The 19,023-nt window shown below is 69.5% G+C and carries 11 protein-coding genes; 8 read left to right on the top strand and 3 right to left on the bottom strand.

The genetic code is table 11. The features are described 5' to 3' along the window. The first annotated feature begins 42 nt into the window (after positions 1–42). The 3 genes from ACQFZP_RS16205 to ACQFZP_RS16195 are packed head-to-tail and all read left to right on the top strand — an operon-like array spanning position 43 to position 6,447. Positions 43–4,968 (top strand): Lhr family ATP-dependent helicase, encoded by a 4,926-nt coding sequence (locus tag ACQFZP_RS16205; RefSeq protein WP_211892055.1) that lies wholly within the window; start codon positions 43–45, stop codon positions 4,966–4,968. Between the two features lie 26 nt (positions 4,969–4,994). Further along, positions 4,995–5,687: a pentapeptide repeat-containing protein gene (locus ACQFZP_RS16200; RefSeq protein WP_211892054.1), complete on the top strand. Its 693-nt coding sequence runs from the start codon at positions 4,995–4,997 to the stop codon at positions 5,685–5,687. Next, on the top strand, positions 5,674–6,447 hold the full coding sequence (locus ACQFZP_RS16195) for an Fpg/Nei family DNA glycosylase (RefSeq protein ID WP_211892053.1): 774 nt from the start codon (positions 5,674–5,676) through the stop codon (positions 6,445–6,447). The genes ACQFZP_RS16200 and ACQFZP_RS16195 overlap by 14 nt, the downstream gene beginning before the upstream one ends. Positions 6,448–7,698: 1,251 nt before the next feature. On the opposite strand, the gene ACQFZP_RS16190 is transcribed toward ACQFZP_RS16195, so the two are convergent. Both ACQFZP_RS16190 and ACQFZP_RS16185 read right to left on the bottom strand, forming a co-directional pair. Next, positions 7,699–9,168, bottom strand: a complete 1,470-nt coding sequence (locus ACQFZP_RS16190; protein WP_211892052.1) for an NAD-dependent succinate-semialdehyde dehydrogenase — start codon at positions 9,166–9,168, stop codon at positions 7,699–7,701. A gap of 139 nt (positions 9,169–9,307) precedes the next feature. Beyond that, positions 9,308–10,342: an LLM class flavin-dependent oxidoreductase gene (locus ACQFZP_RS16185; protein WP_104312765.1), complete on the bottom strand. Its 1,035-nt coding sequence runs from the start codon at positions 10,340–10,342 to the stop codon at positions 9,308–9,310. A gap of 336 nt (positions 10,343–10,678) precedes the next feature. Here ACQFZP_RS16185 and ACQFZP_RS16180 point away from each other — a divergent pair, with 336 nt between their 5' ends. Together ACQFZP_RS16180 and ACQFZP_RS16175 are read left to right on the top strand one after the other, a co-directional pair. Beyond that, complete coding sequence (locus ACQFZP_RS16180) at positions 10,679–11,335, top strand: GntR family transcriptional regulator (protein ID WP_307852936.1); 657 nt, start codon at positions 10,679–10,681, stop codon at positions 11,333–11,335. Positions 11,336–11,436: 101 nt separating this feature from the next. Next, a complete protein-coding gene (locus ACQFZP_RS16175) occupies positions 11,437–13,842 on the top strand; it encodes a PhoX family protein (RefSeq protein ID WP_211892051.1) in 2,406 nt (801 codons plus the stop codon). Between the two features lie 33 nt (positions 13,843–13,875). On the opposite strand, the gene ACQFZP_RS16170 is transcribed toward ACQFZP_RS16175, so the two are convergent. Continuing rightward, positions 13,876–14,826 carry an NAD(P)/FAD-dependent oxidoreductase gene (locus ACQFZP_RS16170; protein ID WP_211892050.1) on the bottom strand — a complete coding sequence of 317 codons (951 nt, stop codon included), beginning with the start codon at positions 14,824–14,826 and terminating at the stop codon, positions 13,876–13,878. A 58-nt stretch (positions 14,827–14,884) separates the two neighbouring features. Between ACQFZP_RS16170 and ACQFZP_RS16165 the strand changes: the two genes are divergently transcribed. The 3 genes from ACQFZP_RS16165 to ACQFZP_RS16155 all read left to right on the top strand — a co-directional run bounded on the left by ACQFZP_RS16165 (position 14,885) and on the right by ACQFZP_RS16155 (position 19,015). After that, positions 14,885–15,532, top strand: coding sequence for a helix-turn-helix domain-containing protein (locus ACQFZP_RS16165; RefSeq protein ID WP_249312603.1), 648 nt, complete (start codon positions 14,885–14,887; stop codon positions 15,530–15,532). A gap of 190 nt (positions 15,533–15,722) precedes the next feature. Next, complete coding sequence (locus tag ACQFZP_RS16160; RefSeq protein ID WP_307852935.1) at positions 15,723–16,517, top strand: HAD family hydrolase; 795 nt, start codon at positions 15,723–15,725, stop codon at positions 16,515–16,517. After that, positions 16,514–19,015 (top strand): glycoside hydrolase family 65 protein, encoded by a 2,502-nt coding sequence (locus ACQFZP_RS16155; protein ID WP_104312770.1) that lies wholly within the window; start codon positions 16,514–16,516, stop codon positions 19,013–19,015. Before ACQFZP_RS16160 ends, ACQFZP_RS16155 begins: the two co-directional genes overlap by 4 nt. Positions 19,016–19,023 lie beyond the last annotated feature (8 nt).

The raw sequence follows: 19,023 nt of genomic DNA, 5'->3' as shown, positions 1-19,023 counted from the left end.
TCCTGGAGGCTGATGTCGGTGGTGTGTGGTTCTGTAGTCCCCATGCCGAAATCGACCGCGCTGGATGCGTTCTCACCCGCCACGCGGGAGTGGTTCCAAGGCGCCTTCGTCGGCCCCACTGCCGTGCAGGACGCATCCTGGCGCGAGATCGCCGACGGGCATCACACGCTTGTCGTGGCACCGACTGGTTCGGGCAAGACGCTCAGCGCGTTCCTCTGGGCGATCGACCAGCTGGCCGCCGAGCGCGGGGCGCAGAGCTCGGAGCCGAACGCCGAGCGTCGCACCCGAGTCGTGTACCTGTCGCCCCTCAAGGCCCTCGGCGTCGACGTCGAACGCAACCTGCACTCGCCGCTCGTCGGCATCACGCAGACGGCGAGGCGGCTCGGGGCCGTCGCTCCCGACATCCGCGTCGGCGTGCGCTCCGGCGACACGAGCCCCGCCGAGCGCAGGCAGCAGCTGCGCAACCCTCCCGACATCCTCATCACGACGCCAGAGTCGCTCTACCTCATGCTCACCTCTCAGGCGCGGAAGACGCTCACCGGCGTGACCACCATCATCATCGACGAGGTGCACGCCGTCGCCTCGAGCAAGCGCGGTGCCCACATGGCGCTGACGCTCGAGCGGCTCGATGCCCTCCTCGACAAGCCGGCGCAGCGAATCGGACTCTCGGCGACCGTCCGCCCGCTCGACGAGATGTCGCGTTTCCTCGCAGGCAACGCTCCCGTCAAGGTGGTGGCGCCCCCGAGCACAAAGACCTTCAAGCTGGAGGTGCGCGTCCCGGTCGAAGACCTGAGCGACATCGGCATGACACGGGCGGGGGCCGCCACCCCGACCGCGGCCGACGCGTCCGGTGCCGTCGACGACGCCGACCCGTTCGCTGACTTCGAAGCGGGCGCCGCCGCGGGGACCCTGCGGGATCCGAAGGGCGACGCAGAAGAGAGCGGCTCGGTGTGGCCGCACATCGAAGAGTCCATCGCCGACCTCGTCGAGTCGCACCGCTCCACGATCGTGTTCGTCAACTCTCGGCGACTCGCCGAGCGTCTCACGGCGCGGCTCAACGAGATCGCGGAGGAGCGCGCGGCGGTCGACGCCCCGTCGATCGAGGCCGCCCACGAGAGCGATCCGTACGGTGCCGCGGCGCCCGGCGTGCGCTGGTCCTCCGGCGATCACAGCGCGAAGCCGAAACCCGACCCGAAGCGCCCGCCGGCCGTGTCGATGGGACAGGCAGGCCAGTCCGCCGGCGCCCCGCTGTCGTTTGCGCGCGCCCACCACGGCTCCGTCTCGAAGGAGTCTCGCGCCGAGGTCGAGAACGCGCTCAAGAGCGGCACGCTGCGCTGCGTCGTCGCGACCTCGAGCCTTGAGCTCGGCATCGACATGGGCGACGTCGACCTCGTCGTGCAGGTCGAGTCGCCGCCATCGGTCGCGAGCGGCCTCCAACGGGTCGGCCGCGCCGGGCACCAGGTCGGAGAGACCTCGGAGGGCACGATCTTCCCCAAGCACCGAGCTGACGTGCTGCACTCCTCCGTGCTCGCCTCCCGCATGGTGACGGGGCAGATCGAGCGGATGCGGGTGCTCGCCAACCCGCTCGACGTGCTCGCCCAGCAGACCATCGCGGCCGCCGCCATCGAGGACCTCGACGTCGAGGAGTGGTTCGACCTCGTCCGCCGTTCGGCCCCGTTCGCGTCGCTGTCCCGCCCCCTGTTCGAGGCGACGCTCGACCTCCTCTCCGGCAAGTACCCGTCCGACCAGTTCTCCGAGCTGCGGCCCCGCCTCGTGTGGGACCGCGACCTCGGGCGCCTCACCGGCCGACCCGGTGCCGCCCGGCTGGCGGTCACCTCCGGCGGCACCATCCCGGATCGAGGGCTCTTCGGCGTCTTCCTCGCGGGATCCGAGGACGCCGACGCGCAACGCGGGCCGAGGCGCGTCGGCGAGCTCGACGAGGAGATGGTCTACGAATCACGCGTCGGCGACATCTTCGCCCTCGGCGCGACGAGCTGGCGCATCGCCGAGATCACGTTCGACCGTGTCCTCGTGACCCCCGCCTACGGCCAGCCGGGGCGCCTGCCGTTCTGGACCGGGGACGCCCTCGGACGCCCCTCCGAGCTCGGTCAGGCCATCGGCGCCATCACCCGCGAGATCGCCGCCAAGGGGCGCGTGCCGGAGGCGCTCTCCACGCTCATGGACGACAACGCCGTGCAGAACGCCGTCGCCTACGTCCGCGAGCAGCAGGACGCGACGGGGCAGGTGCCGAGCGACCACACGCTCATCGTCGAACGCACTCGGGACGAGCTCGGCGACTGGCGCATCATCCTGCACTCTCCGTACGGCTCCCCCGTGCACTCGCCCTGGGGGCTCATCGTCGCCGCGCGCATCCGCGACCAGTACGGACTCGACGGCGGAGTCGTCGCGAGCGATGACGGCATCATCGTTCGCATCCCCGAAGGCGACGCCGAACCGCCCGGGGCCGAGCTGTTCGCACTCGAAGCCGACGAGATCGAGCAGATCGTGGCACGCGAGGTGGGCGGCTCCGCGCTCTTCGCCTCGCGCTTCCGCGAGGCCGCGGCCCGAGCGCTGCTGCTTCCGCGCCTCAACCCCGGCAAGCGCTCCCCGCTGTGGCAGCAGCGACAGAAGGCGGCGCAGCTGCTCGACGTCGCCAAGCAGTACCCGACGTTCCCGATCATCCTCGAAGCCGTGCGAGAGGTCCTGCACGACGTCTACGACCTCGATGCGCTCGTCGACCTCGCCAAGCGCATCGCCGGGCGCGAGGTACGCCTCGTCGACGTCACGACCGAGCAGGCCTCTCCGTTCGCGCGAACGCTGCTGTTCGGCTACGTCGGCGCGTTCATGTACGAGGGCGACAGCCCGCTCGCGGAGCGCCGCGCGGCCGCGCTGGCCCTTGACACGAGCCTCCTCGCCGACCTGCTCGGCCGCGTCGAGCTGCGCGAGCTCCTCGACGCGAACGTCATCGCCAGACTCGAGGCAGAGCTGCAGCGCACGGCACCGGACAGGCGGGCCCGCGATGCTGAAGGCGTCGCCGACCTGCTGCGCGTGCTCGGACCGATCAGCGTCGAGGAGATCGCCGAGCGTCTGCTCGGCGACGATGCCCAAGGCACCGACGATGTCGAGGAGCCGGACGGCGGGCACGAGCGAGACGGAGACAGGGCGGAGCGCGAGGCGGCCGCCGAGGCGCGCCCCGGCGCGAGCATTGAGGTCGCGGAGCAGTACGCGGCTGAGCTCGTCAGCGCCAAGCGCGCCCTGCGCGTGCGCATCGCCGGCGTCGAGCGCATCGCCGCGATCGAGGACGCCAGCAGGCTCCGCGACGCGCTCGGGGTAGCGCTGCCGATCGGCGTTCCCGTCGCCTTCATCGACCCGGTCGACGACCCGGTCGGCGACCTCGTCTCCCGCTACGCGCGCTCGCACGGGCCATTCTCCGTCGCCGAGGTCGCGGAGCGCTACGGCACCGGGCAAGCCGTCGTGCGCGAGGCCCTCACCCGTCTCGAGCTGGCGCGCCGCGTCGTCGAGGGCGAGTTCCGCCCAGACCGCGAGGGCTCCGAGTGGGTCGACGAGACCGTGCTCAAGCGACTCCGCGCCCGCTCCCTCGCCGCGCTCCGCAGCGAGATCGAGCCGGTCGACCACTCCGCGTTCGCCAGGTTCCTTCCCGCCTGGCAGCACGTCGGCGGCGACCTGCGCGGCATCGACGGCCTCATCACCGTCATCGACCAGCTCGCGGGCGTGCCCGTCCCCGCATCGGCGCTCGAGACGCTCATCCTGCCCGCCAGGGTTCGCGACTACCACCCGAGCATGCTCGACGAGCTCACGACCGCGGGCGAGGTCCTATGGCGCGGGCACGGCGCGATCGGCTCGAGTGACGGCTGGATCAGCCTGCACCTCGCCGACACTGCGCACCTTACGCTTCCCGACCAGCCAGAGGGCGAGCCGGATGCGCGCGGCAGGCACCTCCTCGACGCGCTCGCCGGCTCCGGCCCCGGCTTCTTCCCCCAGCTGTCGAGGCACGTGCGCCTGATGCTCGAACCCGAGTCAGTCAGCGACCGCGAGCTCTCCGACGCGCTCTGGGCGCTCGTCTGGCAGGGGCGCGTGACCAACGACACGCTTGCACCCCTGCGCGCGCTGCTCTCTGGCGGGCCGGGGGCGGCGAGCACCTCGGCGCACCGCGCCCCGAGCCGCGCCGCCCGCGGCAGGCTCTACCGCGGCCGTGTCGCCATGGCACCCAGCGACTCCGCCGGCAGCCCCACCGCATCCGCCTTCGCATCGCAGCGCCCCGCCCCATCGCAGCCCCACACGAGCGGACGCTGGACGCTCGGGCTGAACGGAGTCAGCGATGCGACCGAGCGCGGCCTCGCCATCGGGGACCTGCTGCTCGACCGCTACGGCATCGTGACCCGGGGCAGCGTCATGGCGGAGGAGATCCTCGGCGGTTTTGCGCTCGTGTACCGCGTCCTGGCGCGCTTCGAGGAGTCTGGCAAGGCCAGGCGAGGCTACTTCATCGAGAAGCTCGGCGCCGCCCAGTTCTCGACCGTTGGCGCCGTCGACCGCCTGCGCGGTTTCACGCACGAGCTCGACGCGGAGAAGCGGTTCGAGACGCTGACGCTCGCCGCCACCGATCCAGCGAACCCATACGGCGCCGCCCTCGCGTGGCCCGACGCCGAGGAGTCGCAGACCAAGCACCGGCCAGGCAGGAAGGCCGGTGGGCTCGTCACGATGGTCGACGGTGAGCTCGCACTGTACGTCGAGCGCGGTGGCAAGACGCTCCTCACCTTCACCGACTCCGACGAGGTGCTTCGGGCGGCGGCGAGGTCGCTCGCCGAGACGATCCGGCGGGCGCGCATCCCGAACCTCGTGATCGAACGCGTCGACGGCACCTTCGTGCTCGAGACGCCCCTCGCGAGCATGCTGCAGGAAGGCGGGTTCTCGCTCACCACCCGCGGCCTGCGGATGCGCGGGAACTGAACACACCAACGATGAGAGGAAACGAATTGGCAGCAGCACGCGGACGACGAGGCAACAGGACCGGCGGCACCGAGGCGAGAATCGAGGCACCGTTCCTGCCGGAACTCGACGAGGCGCGTGCCGTGGACTTCGCGACAGCGCGGGTCCACGAGCTGCAGCACTTCGTCGACGTGCAGGGTGAGGAGATCGACGCCGCCGGCGTGACCTTCTCCGAGTGCCGCATCGAGGGGCTCACCGCCCGCAGGCTCCTGCTCCACTCGGGCCGGGTGAGCGAGTGCGTGCTGGAGCGCGTCGAAGTGCCCGTCGTCGAGGGACAGCGCCAGTCGTTCCGCTCCGTCTCGTGGACGGCCTCGCGACTCGGCTCGGCCGACCTCCACGAGAGCGACCTCCAGAATGTCGAGTTCCGCGACGATCGTCTCGGCTACGTCAATCTGCGAGGGGCCACCCTCACCGACGTGCGGTTCGCGGACTGCGCGTTCGACGAGATCGACCTGGGCGGCGCCACGGCGAAGCGCGTCGCGTTCACGGAGAGCCGCACCGGCATCCTCGACGTCACGGGCGCACGCCTCGAGCACGTCGACCTGCGCGGCCTCGAGTTCTCAACCATCACGGGCCTCGAAGGCCTCCGCGGCGTCACGGTGACGCCCTCGCAGCTCGAGGCGCTTGCTCCCCACCTCGCGGCGCACCTCGGCATCGAGGTGCGTGATGCCCGAAGGTGACACCGTCTACCGCGCGGCGACCCGCCTGAACCGCGCCCTCGCGGGGCGCGAGCTGACCCGCTTCGAGCTGCGGGTTCCGAAGTACGCGGCGCTCGACCTCAGCGGCCTCACCGTCGACGGGGTCGTGCCGCGAGGCAAGCACCTGCTGACGCGCATCGGCGAGCACACCCTGCACACCCACCTCGGTATGGACGGCAGCTGGCAGCTTGTGCAGCTCGGCGCGAAGTGGCCCCGCCCGGACTACCTCGCGAGAGTCGTCCTAGGCACCGCCGCCGGGACCGCTGTCGGCTTCGAGCTGCCGGTTGTCGAGATGCTCGCGCGAGACGACGAGGAGAACGCGGTTGGCCACCTCGGCCCCGACCTGCTCGGCGACAACTGGGATCCGGGCCTCGCCGTGGCGAATCTGCGCCGCGAACCACACGCGGAACTGGCCGGCGCACTCCTCGAGCAGCGAAACCTCGCGGGCCTCGGGAACGTGTACGTGACCGAGCTGCTGTTCCTGCGCGGTCTGCACCCGCACACCCCCGTCTCCGGGGCGGGCGACCTCGACCGGCTCGTCGAGCTCGGACACAAGCTCATCGTCGCGAACCGAGACCGAGTTGAGCGGACGACGACCGGCGATCTGCGCCCAGGGAAGCGCACGTATGTCTACGGCAGGTACGGCAAGCCGTGCCTGCGCTGCGGCACGCGCATCCGCCGCGGCCTGCAGGGCAGAGAGCGCGTCGCCGCCTGGTGCCCCAGCTGCCAGCCCGCCCCGTGAGGCCCGCACCCGCACCCGCTCCCACTGCTGCGCCCGGGCCCGCTGACCGCAGAGTTGTGGGCATGTGCAGCTCCGCCGAACGCTGACGACGCTTTGCCACAACGCTGATGCCCGCCCGCGCATTCACCAAGCCGCTCCGCCCGGAGTCGATGCGCGTAGGACGTGAAGGTCTCCAAACCGGTGGCCGGCTCCAGATCGGCCACCGTGAGTCGGACGTGACTCCAGCGCTCACCCTGGATCTCCCGACTGCGTGTGACGTCGAGACACCACTGGCGCTTGTCCTTCCGATGGCCGTCCCCGTCGTACTCGTACGCGATGCGTGCGCGCAGATCGGCGAGATCGAGGCGAGCGATCCTGCGCTCCCCCGACACGAGCTGGAAGTTCACCGCAGGCTCGGGATACCCGCACTCCACGAGCACAAGACGTGTCACCGTCTCCCACGGCGACTCGACGCCATCCCGAAGCAGACCCGTGGCCGCTCGCAGGCGCGCCGCGCAATGGATGGACACTCCAGAACCTCGCCGGAACGGATCGCGCCGAGACGCCCCTCGCCCGCGGCGGATTTCGCCCCTTCGGCACGATGACATGCACCGTCGGGTCCCGAAGCAGACGGAGCGGCAGCGGGAGGCCGTAGAGACGTGCCGCTGAGACACCGCCGAACGCTTGAACGGCGGACATGATCGGCAGGTAGCTGCGGTCGAGGTCCCGCATCCGCTCGGCCAGCACCTCGAACTCATCGCGGGAACCGTGGTGGCCGAGCAGGCGACCGATCCCTCTCGGATCGTGCGGGACCTCTGGAACGCGCACACCGTGGAAGGGCCTTCCCTCAGCCCGGTTCCTCAGGCGTCCGCGGGAGACGCCCGCGGTACGAGCGTCGGCGACGCTGAACGCGGAGTACCGAAGCTCGCTCGGCAAGGGGATGCGCGGCTCGCGTCCCGATGCGCGCCCAGCGTCGTCGCGTCGTCGGCTGGCTCTGCTCGCGCCGCTCCTGTCACCTGCATCCACCGCTCGAGGCTATGAGGGATCCGGGCGCCGAGACGAGTGCGCTCACGGGCTGTGGAGAACCTCGGCGGTCAATCCCCGACCAGCCGCGGTACCGGACAGAGTTGTGGCGAGGTGTCGCTCTGCGGGGTGGCAGGAGCGTTCTCCCACAACGCTGAGCCTGCCCTGGCCGACGCGGCGCCGAGACAGCGATCCCGCCGTCGGCGCGAGGCCGGCGGCGGGATCGGTGGATGCGGGAGGCGCGAGAGCCTACGCGTAGGGGTTCGGGGTGAGCGTGTACTTCGTGTACAGGTACTCCTCGATGCCCTCGAAACCGCCCTCGCGGCCGATGCCGGACATCTTGACGCCGCCGAACGGGGCCGCCGCGTTGGACAGCACACCGATGTTGAGGCCCATCATGCCCGTCTCGATGCGGTCGATGAGCCGCTGGCCGCGCTTCAGGTCTTCCGTGAACACGTAGGAGACGAGGCCGTACTCGGTGTCGTTGGCGAGGCGGATGGCCTCTTCCTCGTCGGCGAACGTCGTGATCGAGAGGACGGGTCCGAAGATCTCCTCACGGAAGATCTCGCTGGAGGACGGCGTGCGGTTGAGCACGGTCGGCTCGTAGAACGACCCGTCGCCCTCGACGCGCTTGCCGCCGTGGAGCAGCTCGGCACCCGCGGCCACGGCCGAGTCGACGAGCGACGCGACCTTGTCGACGGCCTTGTCCTCGACGAGCGGGCCGATGACGACGCCCTCCTCGGTGCCGCGCCCGATCTTGAACGAGGACACCTTCTCGGTGACGCGGCGCGCGAACTCATCGGCGACGTCCGTGTGCACGAGGATGCGGTTCGCGGCCGTGCAGGCCTGCCCGATGTTGCGGAACTTCGCCGCGATGACGCCTTCGACGGCCTTGTCCAGGTCGGCGTCCTCGAAGACGACGAACGGCGCGTTGCCGCCGAGCTCCATCGACGTGCGCAGCACGTTCTTCGTGGCTTCCTTCATGAGGCCCTGGCCGACCCCGGTCGACCCGGTGAAGGAGATCTTGCGGAGGCGCGGGTCGGCGATGATCGGCGACGAGACGGCCGCGGTGCTGCGGGTCGTGATGACGTTCACAACACCCTTGGGCAGGCCGGCCTCTTCGAGGATCTTCACGAAGTAGAGCGTGGTGAGGGGCGTGAGAGATGCGGGCTTCACGACCGAGGTGCAGCCAGCGGCGATCGCCGGCGCGATCTTGCGCGTCGCCATCGCGAGCGGGAAGTTCCACGGCGTGATGAGGAATGCGGGGCCGACGGGGTGCTTCGAGACGATCATGCGCCCCGTGCCCTCCGGCTGCGTGCCGTAGCGGCCGTGCACGCGCACGGCTTCCTCGCTGAACCAGCGCAGGAACTCGCCACCGTAGGTGACCTCGCCCTGCGCCTCGGCGAGGGGCTTGCCCATCTCGAGCGTCATGATGAGCGCCATCTCGTCGCGGCGCTCCTGCAGGATGTCGAAGGCGCGGCGGAGGATCTCGCCGCGCTCACGCGGGGCCATGCGCGCGAAGTCCTCTTGAGCGGCGACAGCCGCGTCGAGCGCCTGGATGCCCTGCTCCGGGTTCGCGTTGGCGATGTGCTTCAGCGCCGTGCCGGTCGACGGGTCGTTGACCGCGAAGGGCTCGTCCGCACCGTCGATCCATTCGCCGCCGATGAACAGCTTGCCGGGGACCTTCGCAAGCAGTTCCGCTTCGTTGGGGTACGTCATAGTGCAAACTCCTCGGTTGTTGGCGGGCTCGAGTGTGGCGGGCTCAAGCGTTCTCCGGGCTCCAACGCTACTCGTGCGGGCTGGGCGCTTCACGGGCATTTCGCCCAGCCCGCAGCACCTGGGCCGTGCATCCGCACAATCAGGCGAGGAGGTCCCTCACCATGGGGATGACCTTCGTTCCGTAGAGCTCGATGGCCTTCATGCTGTGCTCGTGCGGGAGCGTGCCCGCGCTGTACTTGAGGTCGAAGCGCTGGAGTCCGAGCACCTGCACGGTCGCGGCGATCTTGCGTGCGACGGTCTCGGGCGAGCCGACATAGAGCGCGCCACGCTCCCCCGTCTCCTGCACGTACTGCTCGTATTGCATGGGCGACCAGCCGCGCTCCTTGCCGATGCGCATCATCATGGTCCGGTAGTTCAGCCAATGCTCCTCGCGTGCCTGCTCGTCGGTCTCGGCGATGTGGCCGGGCGAGTGCGCACCGATGGGCCCGTTGGGCTGGCCGAACTGCTCGTTGGCTTTCCGGTAGAGGTTGGCGAAGGGCGCGAAGCGCGCCGATTCTCCGCCGATGATCGCAAGCATGAGCGGCATCGAGTACTGGGCGGCGCGAACGACGGACTGCGGTGTTCCGCCGACGGCGGCCCACGTGCGCAGGCGCCCCTCCTCGAGCTGCGGATGCACGGTCACGTCGTTGAGCGCGCCGCGGACGGTGCCGCTCCAGCTGACGGGTCCGCCCGCCGCGATCTTCATGAACAGGTCGAGCTTCTCCTCGAAGAGCACCTCGTAGTCCTGGAGGTTGAGCCCGAAGAGTGGGAAGGACTCGGTGAAGGAGCCGCGGCCGAGCATGACCTCCGCGCGCCCGTTGGAGATGGCGTCCACGGTCGAGAAGCGCTGGAAGACGCGGACGGGATCGTCGGAGCTGAGCACGGTCACGGCACTCCCGAGGCGAATGCGCTCGGTGCGTGCGGCGATGGCTGCGAGCACGGTCTCTGGGGTCGAGATCGCGAAGTCGTCCCTGTGGTGCTCGCCGACCGCGAACGCGTCGATGCCAACCTCTTCGGCGAGGACGCCTTCTTCGATGACATCGCGAATGACCTGGGCGTGCGGGCGCGGATGCCCTTCGAGGTCGTTGGTCGCGTCGCCGAAGGTGTTGAGGCCGAACTCGATCGTGCCGGTCATGGCAGCTCCATCCATTTCAATGCAATTGCATGAACTCTACTGCCGGAAGCCGACGGCCCGAAGCTCTGCGGGGCACAAAAAAGCGCCGCCCCGGGGGAACACGGCATCCCCGAGGCGGCGCGGCTTGTGGTCGACTGCCGCGCTGCGTGCCCGTCTGGACGAGGCGGCGATCTATGCAATCGAATGAAGTTCGATGATGATGCCAAGAAATACCCGGGCACGTCAACTCAGGCGGGCCTCGCCTCGGCACCGACTCAGGACGACGCACCCCGGGCCAGAGACGTATATGGTCACTCCTACCCCCGGCAATGAAGCAAGAGGTGGAACGTGAAGACTGTGGCACGAACCCTGGAGACCCTCGCGCCCGGCAAGGCGCGCCTCGCTTACGACTACCTCAACGAGCGCATCTCCGATGGCACGTTCCCTCCTGGGTACCGCCTCGTGCTGGGGTCCATCGCGAATCAGATCGGCGTGAGCACCGTACCCGTCCGGGAAGCGATCCGGATGCTCGAAGCCGAGGGCGCTGTCACCTTCGAGCGCAACGTCGGCGCGCAGGTGTCCGGCCTCAACCCCGAGCTCTTCTCGCAGACCCTTGAATCGCTTGCTGTGCTCGGCGGCTACGCAACCGCGAGCGCGGCCCCGCACATGACGCCGGCCGACCTCGCGGAGGCCCGCCAGATCACCGAGTCGATGCGGCAGGCGATCGACGCCCTCGATGCGGTTGCGTTCATGGACCTGAATGCGCGCTTCCACCGCGTGCTCTACCGGCGGTGCCCGAACGCGCATCTTCTCGAGCTCGTCGAACGGACCCGTCTCAGGCTCACGCAGGTGCGTCACTCGACGCTCGGGTTCGTGCCGGAGCACGCCAGGGCCTCCCTCGCCGAGCACGAGCAGCAGATCGATCTCGTCGACTCCGGGGCGCCGGGCGCCGAGATCGAGGCGTCGATTCGCGAGCACCACCTCGCCACGCTGCGGGCAGCGCGCCCGCGTTAGGCAGCCCTCACGCGGATTCACCGGGCATTCACCCCGCGACCATTCTCCGTTCCTCACGCGCTGCTTGCCTTCGTCGAGTCCCCCGACGAAGGAGTTCTCCCATGACCGATGTCTCGCGCCGCACGTTCCTCCCGATGCTCGGGCACACGAAGGGCAAGCGCAGCCCCGTGACGTGCGCCCTCAAATGCGCCAACGCGTGCACGGGTGAGGTCTGCAACACCTCGTCGAATGCCTACTTCCGCGACATCGTGTCCGCGCAGCTTTCGCGTCGCGCGATGCTCGGCGCGAGCGCCGGACTCGCAGGCGCCATCACCCTCGCCTTCAGCGCCGCGCCTCGCGCCGAGGCCGCCCCGAGCGCGTCGCCGTTCGGTCCCGCCGCCTCGCCACTCGAGTTCACCCCGATCTCACCCGTCGACGCCATGTCCGATACGTTCACGGTGCCGGACGGCTACGACTGGCGCGCCCTCATCCGCTGGGGAGACCCGCTCTTCGCCGACAGCCCGATCTTCGACCCAGCGGACCAGACGGAGGCCGCGCAGGCCCGCCAGTTCGGCTACAACTGCGACTACACGGACATCCTGCCGCTCGATGGCACGGACGGCCTGCGCGCGGTGCTGTTCGTCAACCACGAGTACACGAACGAGAACATCATGTTCCCCGCGGCGCAGCTCGAGAACGAGCAGGCGCGGGTTCGGGCCGTCAGCCGAGCCGCACACGGCCTCACCGTCGTGGAGCTCGAGCGCACCTCCGCCGAACACCCCTGGAGCTACGTGGTCGGCGCCGAACGCAACCGCCGCTTCCTGCTCAACACCGTCTACGAGGTCACTGGGCCAGCCGCGGGGTCGCCGCTCCTGACGACGGTGGAGGACCCAGCCGGCCGCTGGGTCAAGGGGACACTGGGCAACTGCGCGGGCGGCACGACCCCGTGGGGCACCATCCTCTCCGGCGAGGAGAACTTCAACGGCTACTTCCGTTCCCCCGGGGTCTCAGCAGAAGACAAGCGGTACGGCCTCTCCGACAGCGAGACCGCCCGCGGCTGGGAGCTGGATGCGCCCCGCTTCGACACGAGGAACGCCGGGTACGAGAACGAAGCCAACCGCTTCGGCTGGATCATCGAGATCGACCCGCTCGACCCGACGAGCACGCCGAAGAAGCACTCGATGCTCGGTCGCCTCAAGCACGAGGGCGCCAACATCTCGATCGCCGCGAATGGCAGGGTCGTCGCCTACACGGGTGACGACGAGCGCTTCGACTACCTGTACAAGTTCGTCTCCCGCGACACCTACATCGAGGGCAACCGCGCCCACAACATGACGCTGCTCGCCAACGGCGACCTCTACGTCGCTCAGTTCGCGGGCAACTCCCCTGCCGCCGAGATCACGGGCTCCGGCGCGCTCCCGAGCGACGCCTCGTTCGATGGCGCGGGCACCTGGCTGCCGCTGGTCGTCGGCGGGGCGTCGCAGATCGCCGGGATGTCCGTCGACCAGGTGCTCGTCAACACCCGCCTCGCCGCAGACCTCGCGGGCGCCACCAAGATGGATCGCTGCGAGGACGTCGAGCCGAACCCCTTCACCGGGAAGGTCTACGTCGCGTGCACCAACAACACCAACCGTGGCACGCCGGGCCGAGCGGGGGTCGACGAGGCCAACCCGCGCGCCGAGAACCGCGACGGGCACGTCGTCGAGATCACCGAAGCCGGAGGCGACCAGACGGCGACGAGCTTCACCTGGAACCTGCTGCTGCTCTGCGGCGACCCTGCCACGAACTCGTCGGCGTACTTCGCGGGCTTCCCCGCGGCGCAGGTGTCGCCCATCTCGTGCCCGGACAACCTCGCGTTCGACTCCGTCGGGAACCTCTGGATCTCGACCGACGGCGCCCCGAGCACGATCGGCTACAACGACGGCCTGTTCCGGGTGACGCTCGAGGGCCCGGAACGCGGCAACGTCGAGCAGTTCCTGGCCGTGCCTCGCGAGAGCGAGACATGCGGGCCGGTCATCCACGACAGCGAGCGCCACGTGTTCGTCGCCGTCCAGCACCCCGGAGAGGACGGCTCCTTCGAGGTGCAGAACTCGCTGTTCCCCGACTTCGTCCCGGTTGGAACGCCCGCGCCGGCTGGTTCGTTCGCTGGCCCCCGGCCCACCATCGTGCAGGTGCTTCCCAAGGAGCAGCTCATCGAGGTGCCGGTCACGCCGACGCCCACGGTGTCCCCGACGGCGACTCCCGCCCCGACCTCGACCCCTCCGCTGACGCCGACCGCCTCCCCGACGGGCACACCCGGCGCGACCGGGACTCCCACGCCGAGCGCTTCGGCGCCCGGATGGGCCACGGCATCCCCCAGCGCCACCGCGACGCCCGACGGACTCGCATCCACCGGCGGTGAGCTGCTCGCGCCGACCATCGGCGGAGCCGCCGTGCTGGCCGCCGGCGCACTCGCCACCGCGGCCGCCATCCGCCGGCGCGGTGAACGACCCGCACAGGCCGGCGAGGGTGACAGCGAGTCGGAGTAGGCGACTTCCCGTCAACGGCCGGGCGAGCAGCGGCTAAGGCCGCTTCTCGCCCGCGGTCGCCGCTGCGATCTCATCCATGAGCAGGGCGAACGCGACGTCGCCTCCCGCCGTCGCGCCCTGGCCGATCGAGACGGGCACGTTGGCGCGCGGGTCCCCCGCGTTGCCGACCACCCAGACGCGGGCGTCCGGATGCTCGGGGCCGCGCACCTCGACCCCGTCGAGGAAGTCCGTCAACGGCACGAAGGCGGGATTCGTGAAGATCGCCTCGAGTTCCAGCTCGGTGCCGTTCGCGAGGCGCACGCCGCGCACACGATCGTCGTCGCCCGCGATCACCTCGTCGACTCCGGAGCGTTCGATGCGGATCCCCCGCGCGGTGAGCGCCCTCGCCTCGACCTCGCCGAGCGCAAACGAGCCGTTCACGAGCAGCACGATGTCAGCGCTCCATTGGCGCAGGAGGTGCGCCTTCATGTCGGAGTGGTCGCCGTTCGCGAGCACGGCGATCGGTCGGTCGCGATGCTCGTAGCCGTCGCAGAACGGGCACGCGTACACGCCACGGCCCCAGAGCGCGCGCAATCCGGGCACGTTGGGGAGCTCGTCGCGGAGCCCCGTCGCCACCACCACCGCACGCGCCCGGAAGGTCCGGCCATCGGTCGTCGCGATGCGCACTCGGGTGCCGTCGTCGTCTGCGACCGAGTCCACGGACGCCGCCTGGGCATCCTCGAAGCTGCCCTCGTGCGCCTCGACCTCGGCCCTGCCGACCCTGCGCAGCTCGCCGGGCTCGAGCCCCTCGTGGCCGAGCACCCCGTGCATGTGGTCGGTGAAGCGATTCCGCGGGACCCCGTGGTCGATCACGAGGACGCGTCGGCACCCTCTCGTGAGGGTCAGCGCAGTGCTCAGCCCGGCCGGGCCGGCGCCGATCACGACGGCGTCCCACAGCTGAGCCTCGGTGTCTGCCGCTCGCAGCGGCGCATCCTGATGTGTCATGCGTCGAGTCTCCGCGCCGGGTCTCGCGTTTCGCAACATCGTTTGCTAACTTCGCAACATGATGGATGCGCAGCAGGGCTCAGCCCACACCTCCCACACCGGACCAGACACGATCTCGGAGCAGACGGCCAGCATCCCCGAAGCGCTCAGCCGCGTCGCGCCGCGACTCCGGGAGATCCGACAAGCGCGGGGTATGACACTCAGCGAGGTCGCCCACGAGACCGGCCTCAGCGTCAGCACGCTCTCGCGCCTCGAATCCGGCGGACGTCGGCCATCCCTCGACGCGCTGCTGCCCCTCGCGCGCTGCTACCGAGTGCCGCTCGACGACCTCGTCGGCGCGCCCTCCACCGGCGACCCGCGCATCCACCCGAAGCCCGTCAAACGCGGCGACCGCGTCTACCTCGCGCTCTCGCGCGCGACCGACGGCATGCAGGCGTTCAAAGTGCTCGTCGCCCCGCAGAAGCCCGCCGACCGCGACAAGCCCGTCCAGCTGCGAGTCCACGAAGGCACCGAATGGTGCTACGTCCTGGCCGGCCGACTCCGCCTGCAGCTCGACGACGAGGTCACGATCCTCGAAGCAGGGGAAGCCGCAGAATTCGACACGACCCGGCCGCACTCCATGACCAACGACGGCGCGACGACCCTCGAGATCCTCTCCCTCTTCAGCCGTCAGGCGGAGCGCAGCCACATCCACGAAACAGGCTGAACGGATCGTCCGAAAATGGACGCATCCCACCCCCAGGACGCCCTACGATATTGATCACCGCGCCGGGGATCTGCGGTGTGCATCGAGGGAGGAGCACACCGGTGAATTCTGTCGTGCACCATAGAACGGCGTCACGGCGCCACCCAACGATGCAAGGTTGGATGCAATGATCGCTCCTCGTCTTCGAGACGTGACACAGCTCACCAGTTCACAAGCCATACTCTTCGACCTCGACGGCGTCATCACGCCGACCGCCGAGGTGCACATGCGCGCATGGGCGAGGCTCTTCACCGACTACCTCACGCTCAAGGGCGTCGGCCCCGCGTACACCGACGACGACTACCTGCGCTACATCGACGGCAGACCGCGCTACGACGGCGTCCGGTCGTTCCTCGCCTCCCGCGGCATCACGCTCGAAAACGGGACCCCAGAGGACTCGCCCGAGCTCGAGACCGTGTGCGGCCTCGGCAACCGCAAGAACGACACCTTCAACTCGGAACTCGCCGAGACCGGCGTCCAGGCGTACCCGGGGTCCGTCGAGTTCCTGAACGCCGCCGTCGACCACGGCCTGCGCGTCGCCGTCGTCTCCAGCTCCCGCAACGCCGTGCCCGTGCTCACAGCAGCCGGCCTCCTCGACCGCTTCGAGACCGTCGTCGACGGCCTCGTCGCCGCACAGCACGGCATCGCCGGCAAGCCGGCCCCAGACACCTACCTCTACGCGGCCCAGCTGCTCGGCCTCACCGCGGCGCAATGCGTCGTCGTCGAGGACGCGCACTCCGGCGTGCAGGCAGGACGCGACGGCGACTTCGGCCTGGTCATCGGGGTGTCCCGCGAGGCGAGCCACGAAGAGCTCATGTCCTCAGGGGCCGACACCGTGGTCGACGACCTCGCAGAGCTCGTGCCGGTGTTCACGAACTCAGACAGCAAGGCTGTCATCTCAGACAGCAAGGCTGTCGTTTCAGACAGCAAGGAAGGCAACGCATGAACCTCTCCACGGAAGACCCGCTGGACCGGCACCGCTTCCCGCTCGACGAGTGGGCACTCGTCGAGCACGAATTCGACGCCAACTCGCAGGGTCTCGTCGAGACGCTCTTCGCCACCGGCAACGGCTACCTCGGCCTCCGCGGCAACCTCGAAGAGAGCCGCGACGGCTACATGTACGGGACCTTCATCAACGGGTTCCACGAGACGTGGCCCATCCGTCACGCAGAGGACGCGTTCGGCTTCGCCCAGGTCGGGCAGACGATCGTCAACGTGCCAGACGCGAAGATCATCCGCCTCTTCGTCGACGACGAGCCGCTTGTCATCAGCGAAGCCGACCTGCTCTCCTACTCACGCGTGCTGTCATTCAAGGACGGCGTCCTGACCCGCGAGCTCGACTGGCGCACGCCGTCGGGCAAGCACGTGCGCATCCGCTCGCACCGACTCGTGTCGTTCACCGACCGCCACTACATGCTCCTCGACTACGAGGTCGAGATGGTCGACCGCGGCGCGTCCATCCTGCTCTCGAGCCAGATCATCAACCGCCAGGACGGCGGCGACGAGTTCCAGCGCGGCAAGAAGGAGACCGAGGTCGCGTTCGACCCGCGCAAGGCGGAATCGTTCACCGACCGGGTCCTCCAGTCCCGCATCGCACGCGAGGAGGGCCTCCGCTCGATGCTCGCCTACCGCACCACGCACTCCGGCATGACCATCGCGGTCGCGGCAGACCACGACATCGTCACCGACAACGAGTGGGATGCGACGACCCGCGTCGACGCGGACTTCGCCGAGACCGCCTTCCGCGTTCGCGCGGAACCGGGCATGCCAGTGCGCATCATCAAGCACGTCGCGTACCACACGTCGAAGAGCGTGCCCACGCGCGAGCTCGCCGACCGTGCCGACCGCACCCTCGACCGCATGCGTGAGATCCCGGTCGAGGATGTCTACACGTGGCAGCGCGAGTGGCTCGACGACTTCTGGGACCGCAGCGACATCATCATCCACGGCCACCCCGTGTACCAGCAGGCGACCCGTTGGAACCTCTTCCAGCTCGCCCAGGCCACGGCCCGCACCGACGGCGGCGGCATCGCGGCCAAGGGCGTCTCCGGCTCCGGATACGGCGGCCACTACTTCTGGGACACCGAGGTGTACGTCCTCCCGTTCCTCAGCTACACGGCCCCGAATGTGGCCCGCAACGCGCTCCGCTTCCGCCACCAGATGCTCGACGCGGCACGCCAGCGCGCGCATGAGATGAACCAGAAGGGCGCCCTCTTCCCGTGGCGCACCATCAACGGCCTCGAGTCGTCCGCCTACTACGCAGCCGGCACCGCCCAGTACCACATCGACGCCGACATCTCGCATGCCCTCATGCAGTACGTCTCAGCCACGGGCGACGATGAGCTCCTCGCGCAGGGCGCCATCGACATCCTCGTCGAGACCGCCCGCCTCTGGGCTGACCTGGGCTTCTGGCGCACCGGCGGAGACGACCACTTCCACATCCACGGCGTCACCGGCCCCGACGAGTACACGACCGTCGTCAACGACAACCTGTACACGAACGTCATGGCCAAGGCGAACCTGCGCGCGGCCTACACCGCCTGCGAGCGGCTCCGCGAGACCGACCCGGCCTCATTCGAACGCCTCACCATGCGCCTCCACCTCGCCGAGGAGGAGCTCGTCGAGTGGGCAGCCGCCGCCGAGGCCATGTACCTGCCGTTCGACGAGAAGCTCGGCATCCACCCGCAGGACGCCCAGTTCCTCGAGAAGGAGCTGTGGGACCTCGAGAACACGCCGCCGTCGCAGCGCCCGCTGCTGCTGCACTTCCACCCGCTCGTCATCTACCGGTTCCAGGTGCTCAAGCAGGCCGACGTCGTGCTCGCGCTGCTCCTGCAGGGCAACGAGTTCACGCCGGAGCAGAAGCGCAAGGACTTCGAGTACTACGACGCGCTCACCACGGGCGACTCGTCGCTCTCCGCGGTCGTGCAGTCGATCATCGCGGCGGAGGTGGGCTACGCGGATCTCGCGGAGCACTACTTCTCCACGGCCCTGTTCGTCGACATCGCGAACCTGCACCACAACACGAGCGACGGCATCCACATCGCCTCGACGGGCGGCATCTGGAGCGCGCTCGTCTACGGCTTCGGCGGGATGCGCGACCACGGTGGGAAGATCACCTTCGACCCCCGACTCCCCGCGGACTGGCCGCGCCTCGAGTTCCGCCTCACGTTGCGCGGGTCGCGCATCCGTGTCGCCCTGGAGCAGGACTCGATGACGTTCACCGCTGAGACGGGTTCGGGCGCTGAGGTGTTCGTGCGCGGCCGCCGGGTCGCGATCGCCCCGGGTGAGCCGACCACCGTCAAGCTCTGCGCCGTGCAGGAGCTCGAGGGGTACCCGACGCTGAGCGACATCGAGGGCTCGATCCGGGAAGACGGCTCCGTCATCACGGCGTCCATCCCGACGATCTCGGTCGACCACGCGGTCCTCGATCCCGGCCTCGACTAGCGGATCCT

The sequence above is a fragment of the Pseudoclavibacter sp. Marseille-Q434 genome (genome assembly GCF_050315415.1).
In the GTDB taxonomy this organism is placed as follows: domain Bacteria; phylum Actinomycetota; class Actinomycetes; order Actinomycetales; family Microbacteriaceae; genus Pseudoclavibacter.
The sequence above is the reverse complement of the archived record's forward strand: the minus strand, read 5'-3'. Positions and strand labels throughout refer to the sequence as shown.

Bases quoted from the DNA above. Each gene is read 5' to 3' on its own strand.
- ACQFZP_RS16205 (WP_211892055.1), top strand. From the start codon at position 43: ATGCCGAAATCGACCGCGCTGGATGCGTTCTCACCCGCCACGCGGGAG.
- ACQFZP_RS16195 (WP_211892053.1), top strand. From the start codon at position 5,674: ATGCCCGAAGGTGACACCGTCTACCGCGCGGCGACCCGCCTGAACCGC.
- ACQFZP_RS16190 (WP_211892052.1), bottom strand. From the start codon at position 9,168: ATGACGTACCCCAACGAAGCGGAACTGCTTGCGAAGGTCCCCGGCAAG.
- ACQFZP_RS16185 (WP_104312765.1), bottom strand. From the start codon at position 10,342: ATGACCGGCACGATCGAGTTCGGCCTCAACACCTTCGGCGACGCGACC.
- ACQFZP_RS16175 (WP_211892051.1), top strand. From the start codon at position 11,437: ATGACCGATGTCTCGCGCCGCACGTTCCTCCCGATGCTCGGGCACACG.
- ACQFZP_RS16170 (WP_211892050.1), bottom strand. From the start codon at position 14,826: ATGACACATCAGGATGCGCCGCTGCGAGCGGCAGACACCGAGGCTCAG.
- ACQFZP_RS16165 (WP_249312603.1), top strand. From the start codon at position 14,885: ATGATGGATGCGCAGCAGGGCTCAGCCCACACCTCCCACACCGGACCA.
- ACQFZP_RS16155 (WP_104312770.1), top strand. From the start codon at position 16,514: ATGAACCTCTCCACGGAAGACCCGCTGGACCGGCACCGCTTCCCGCTC.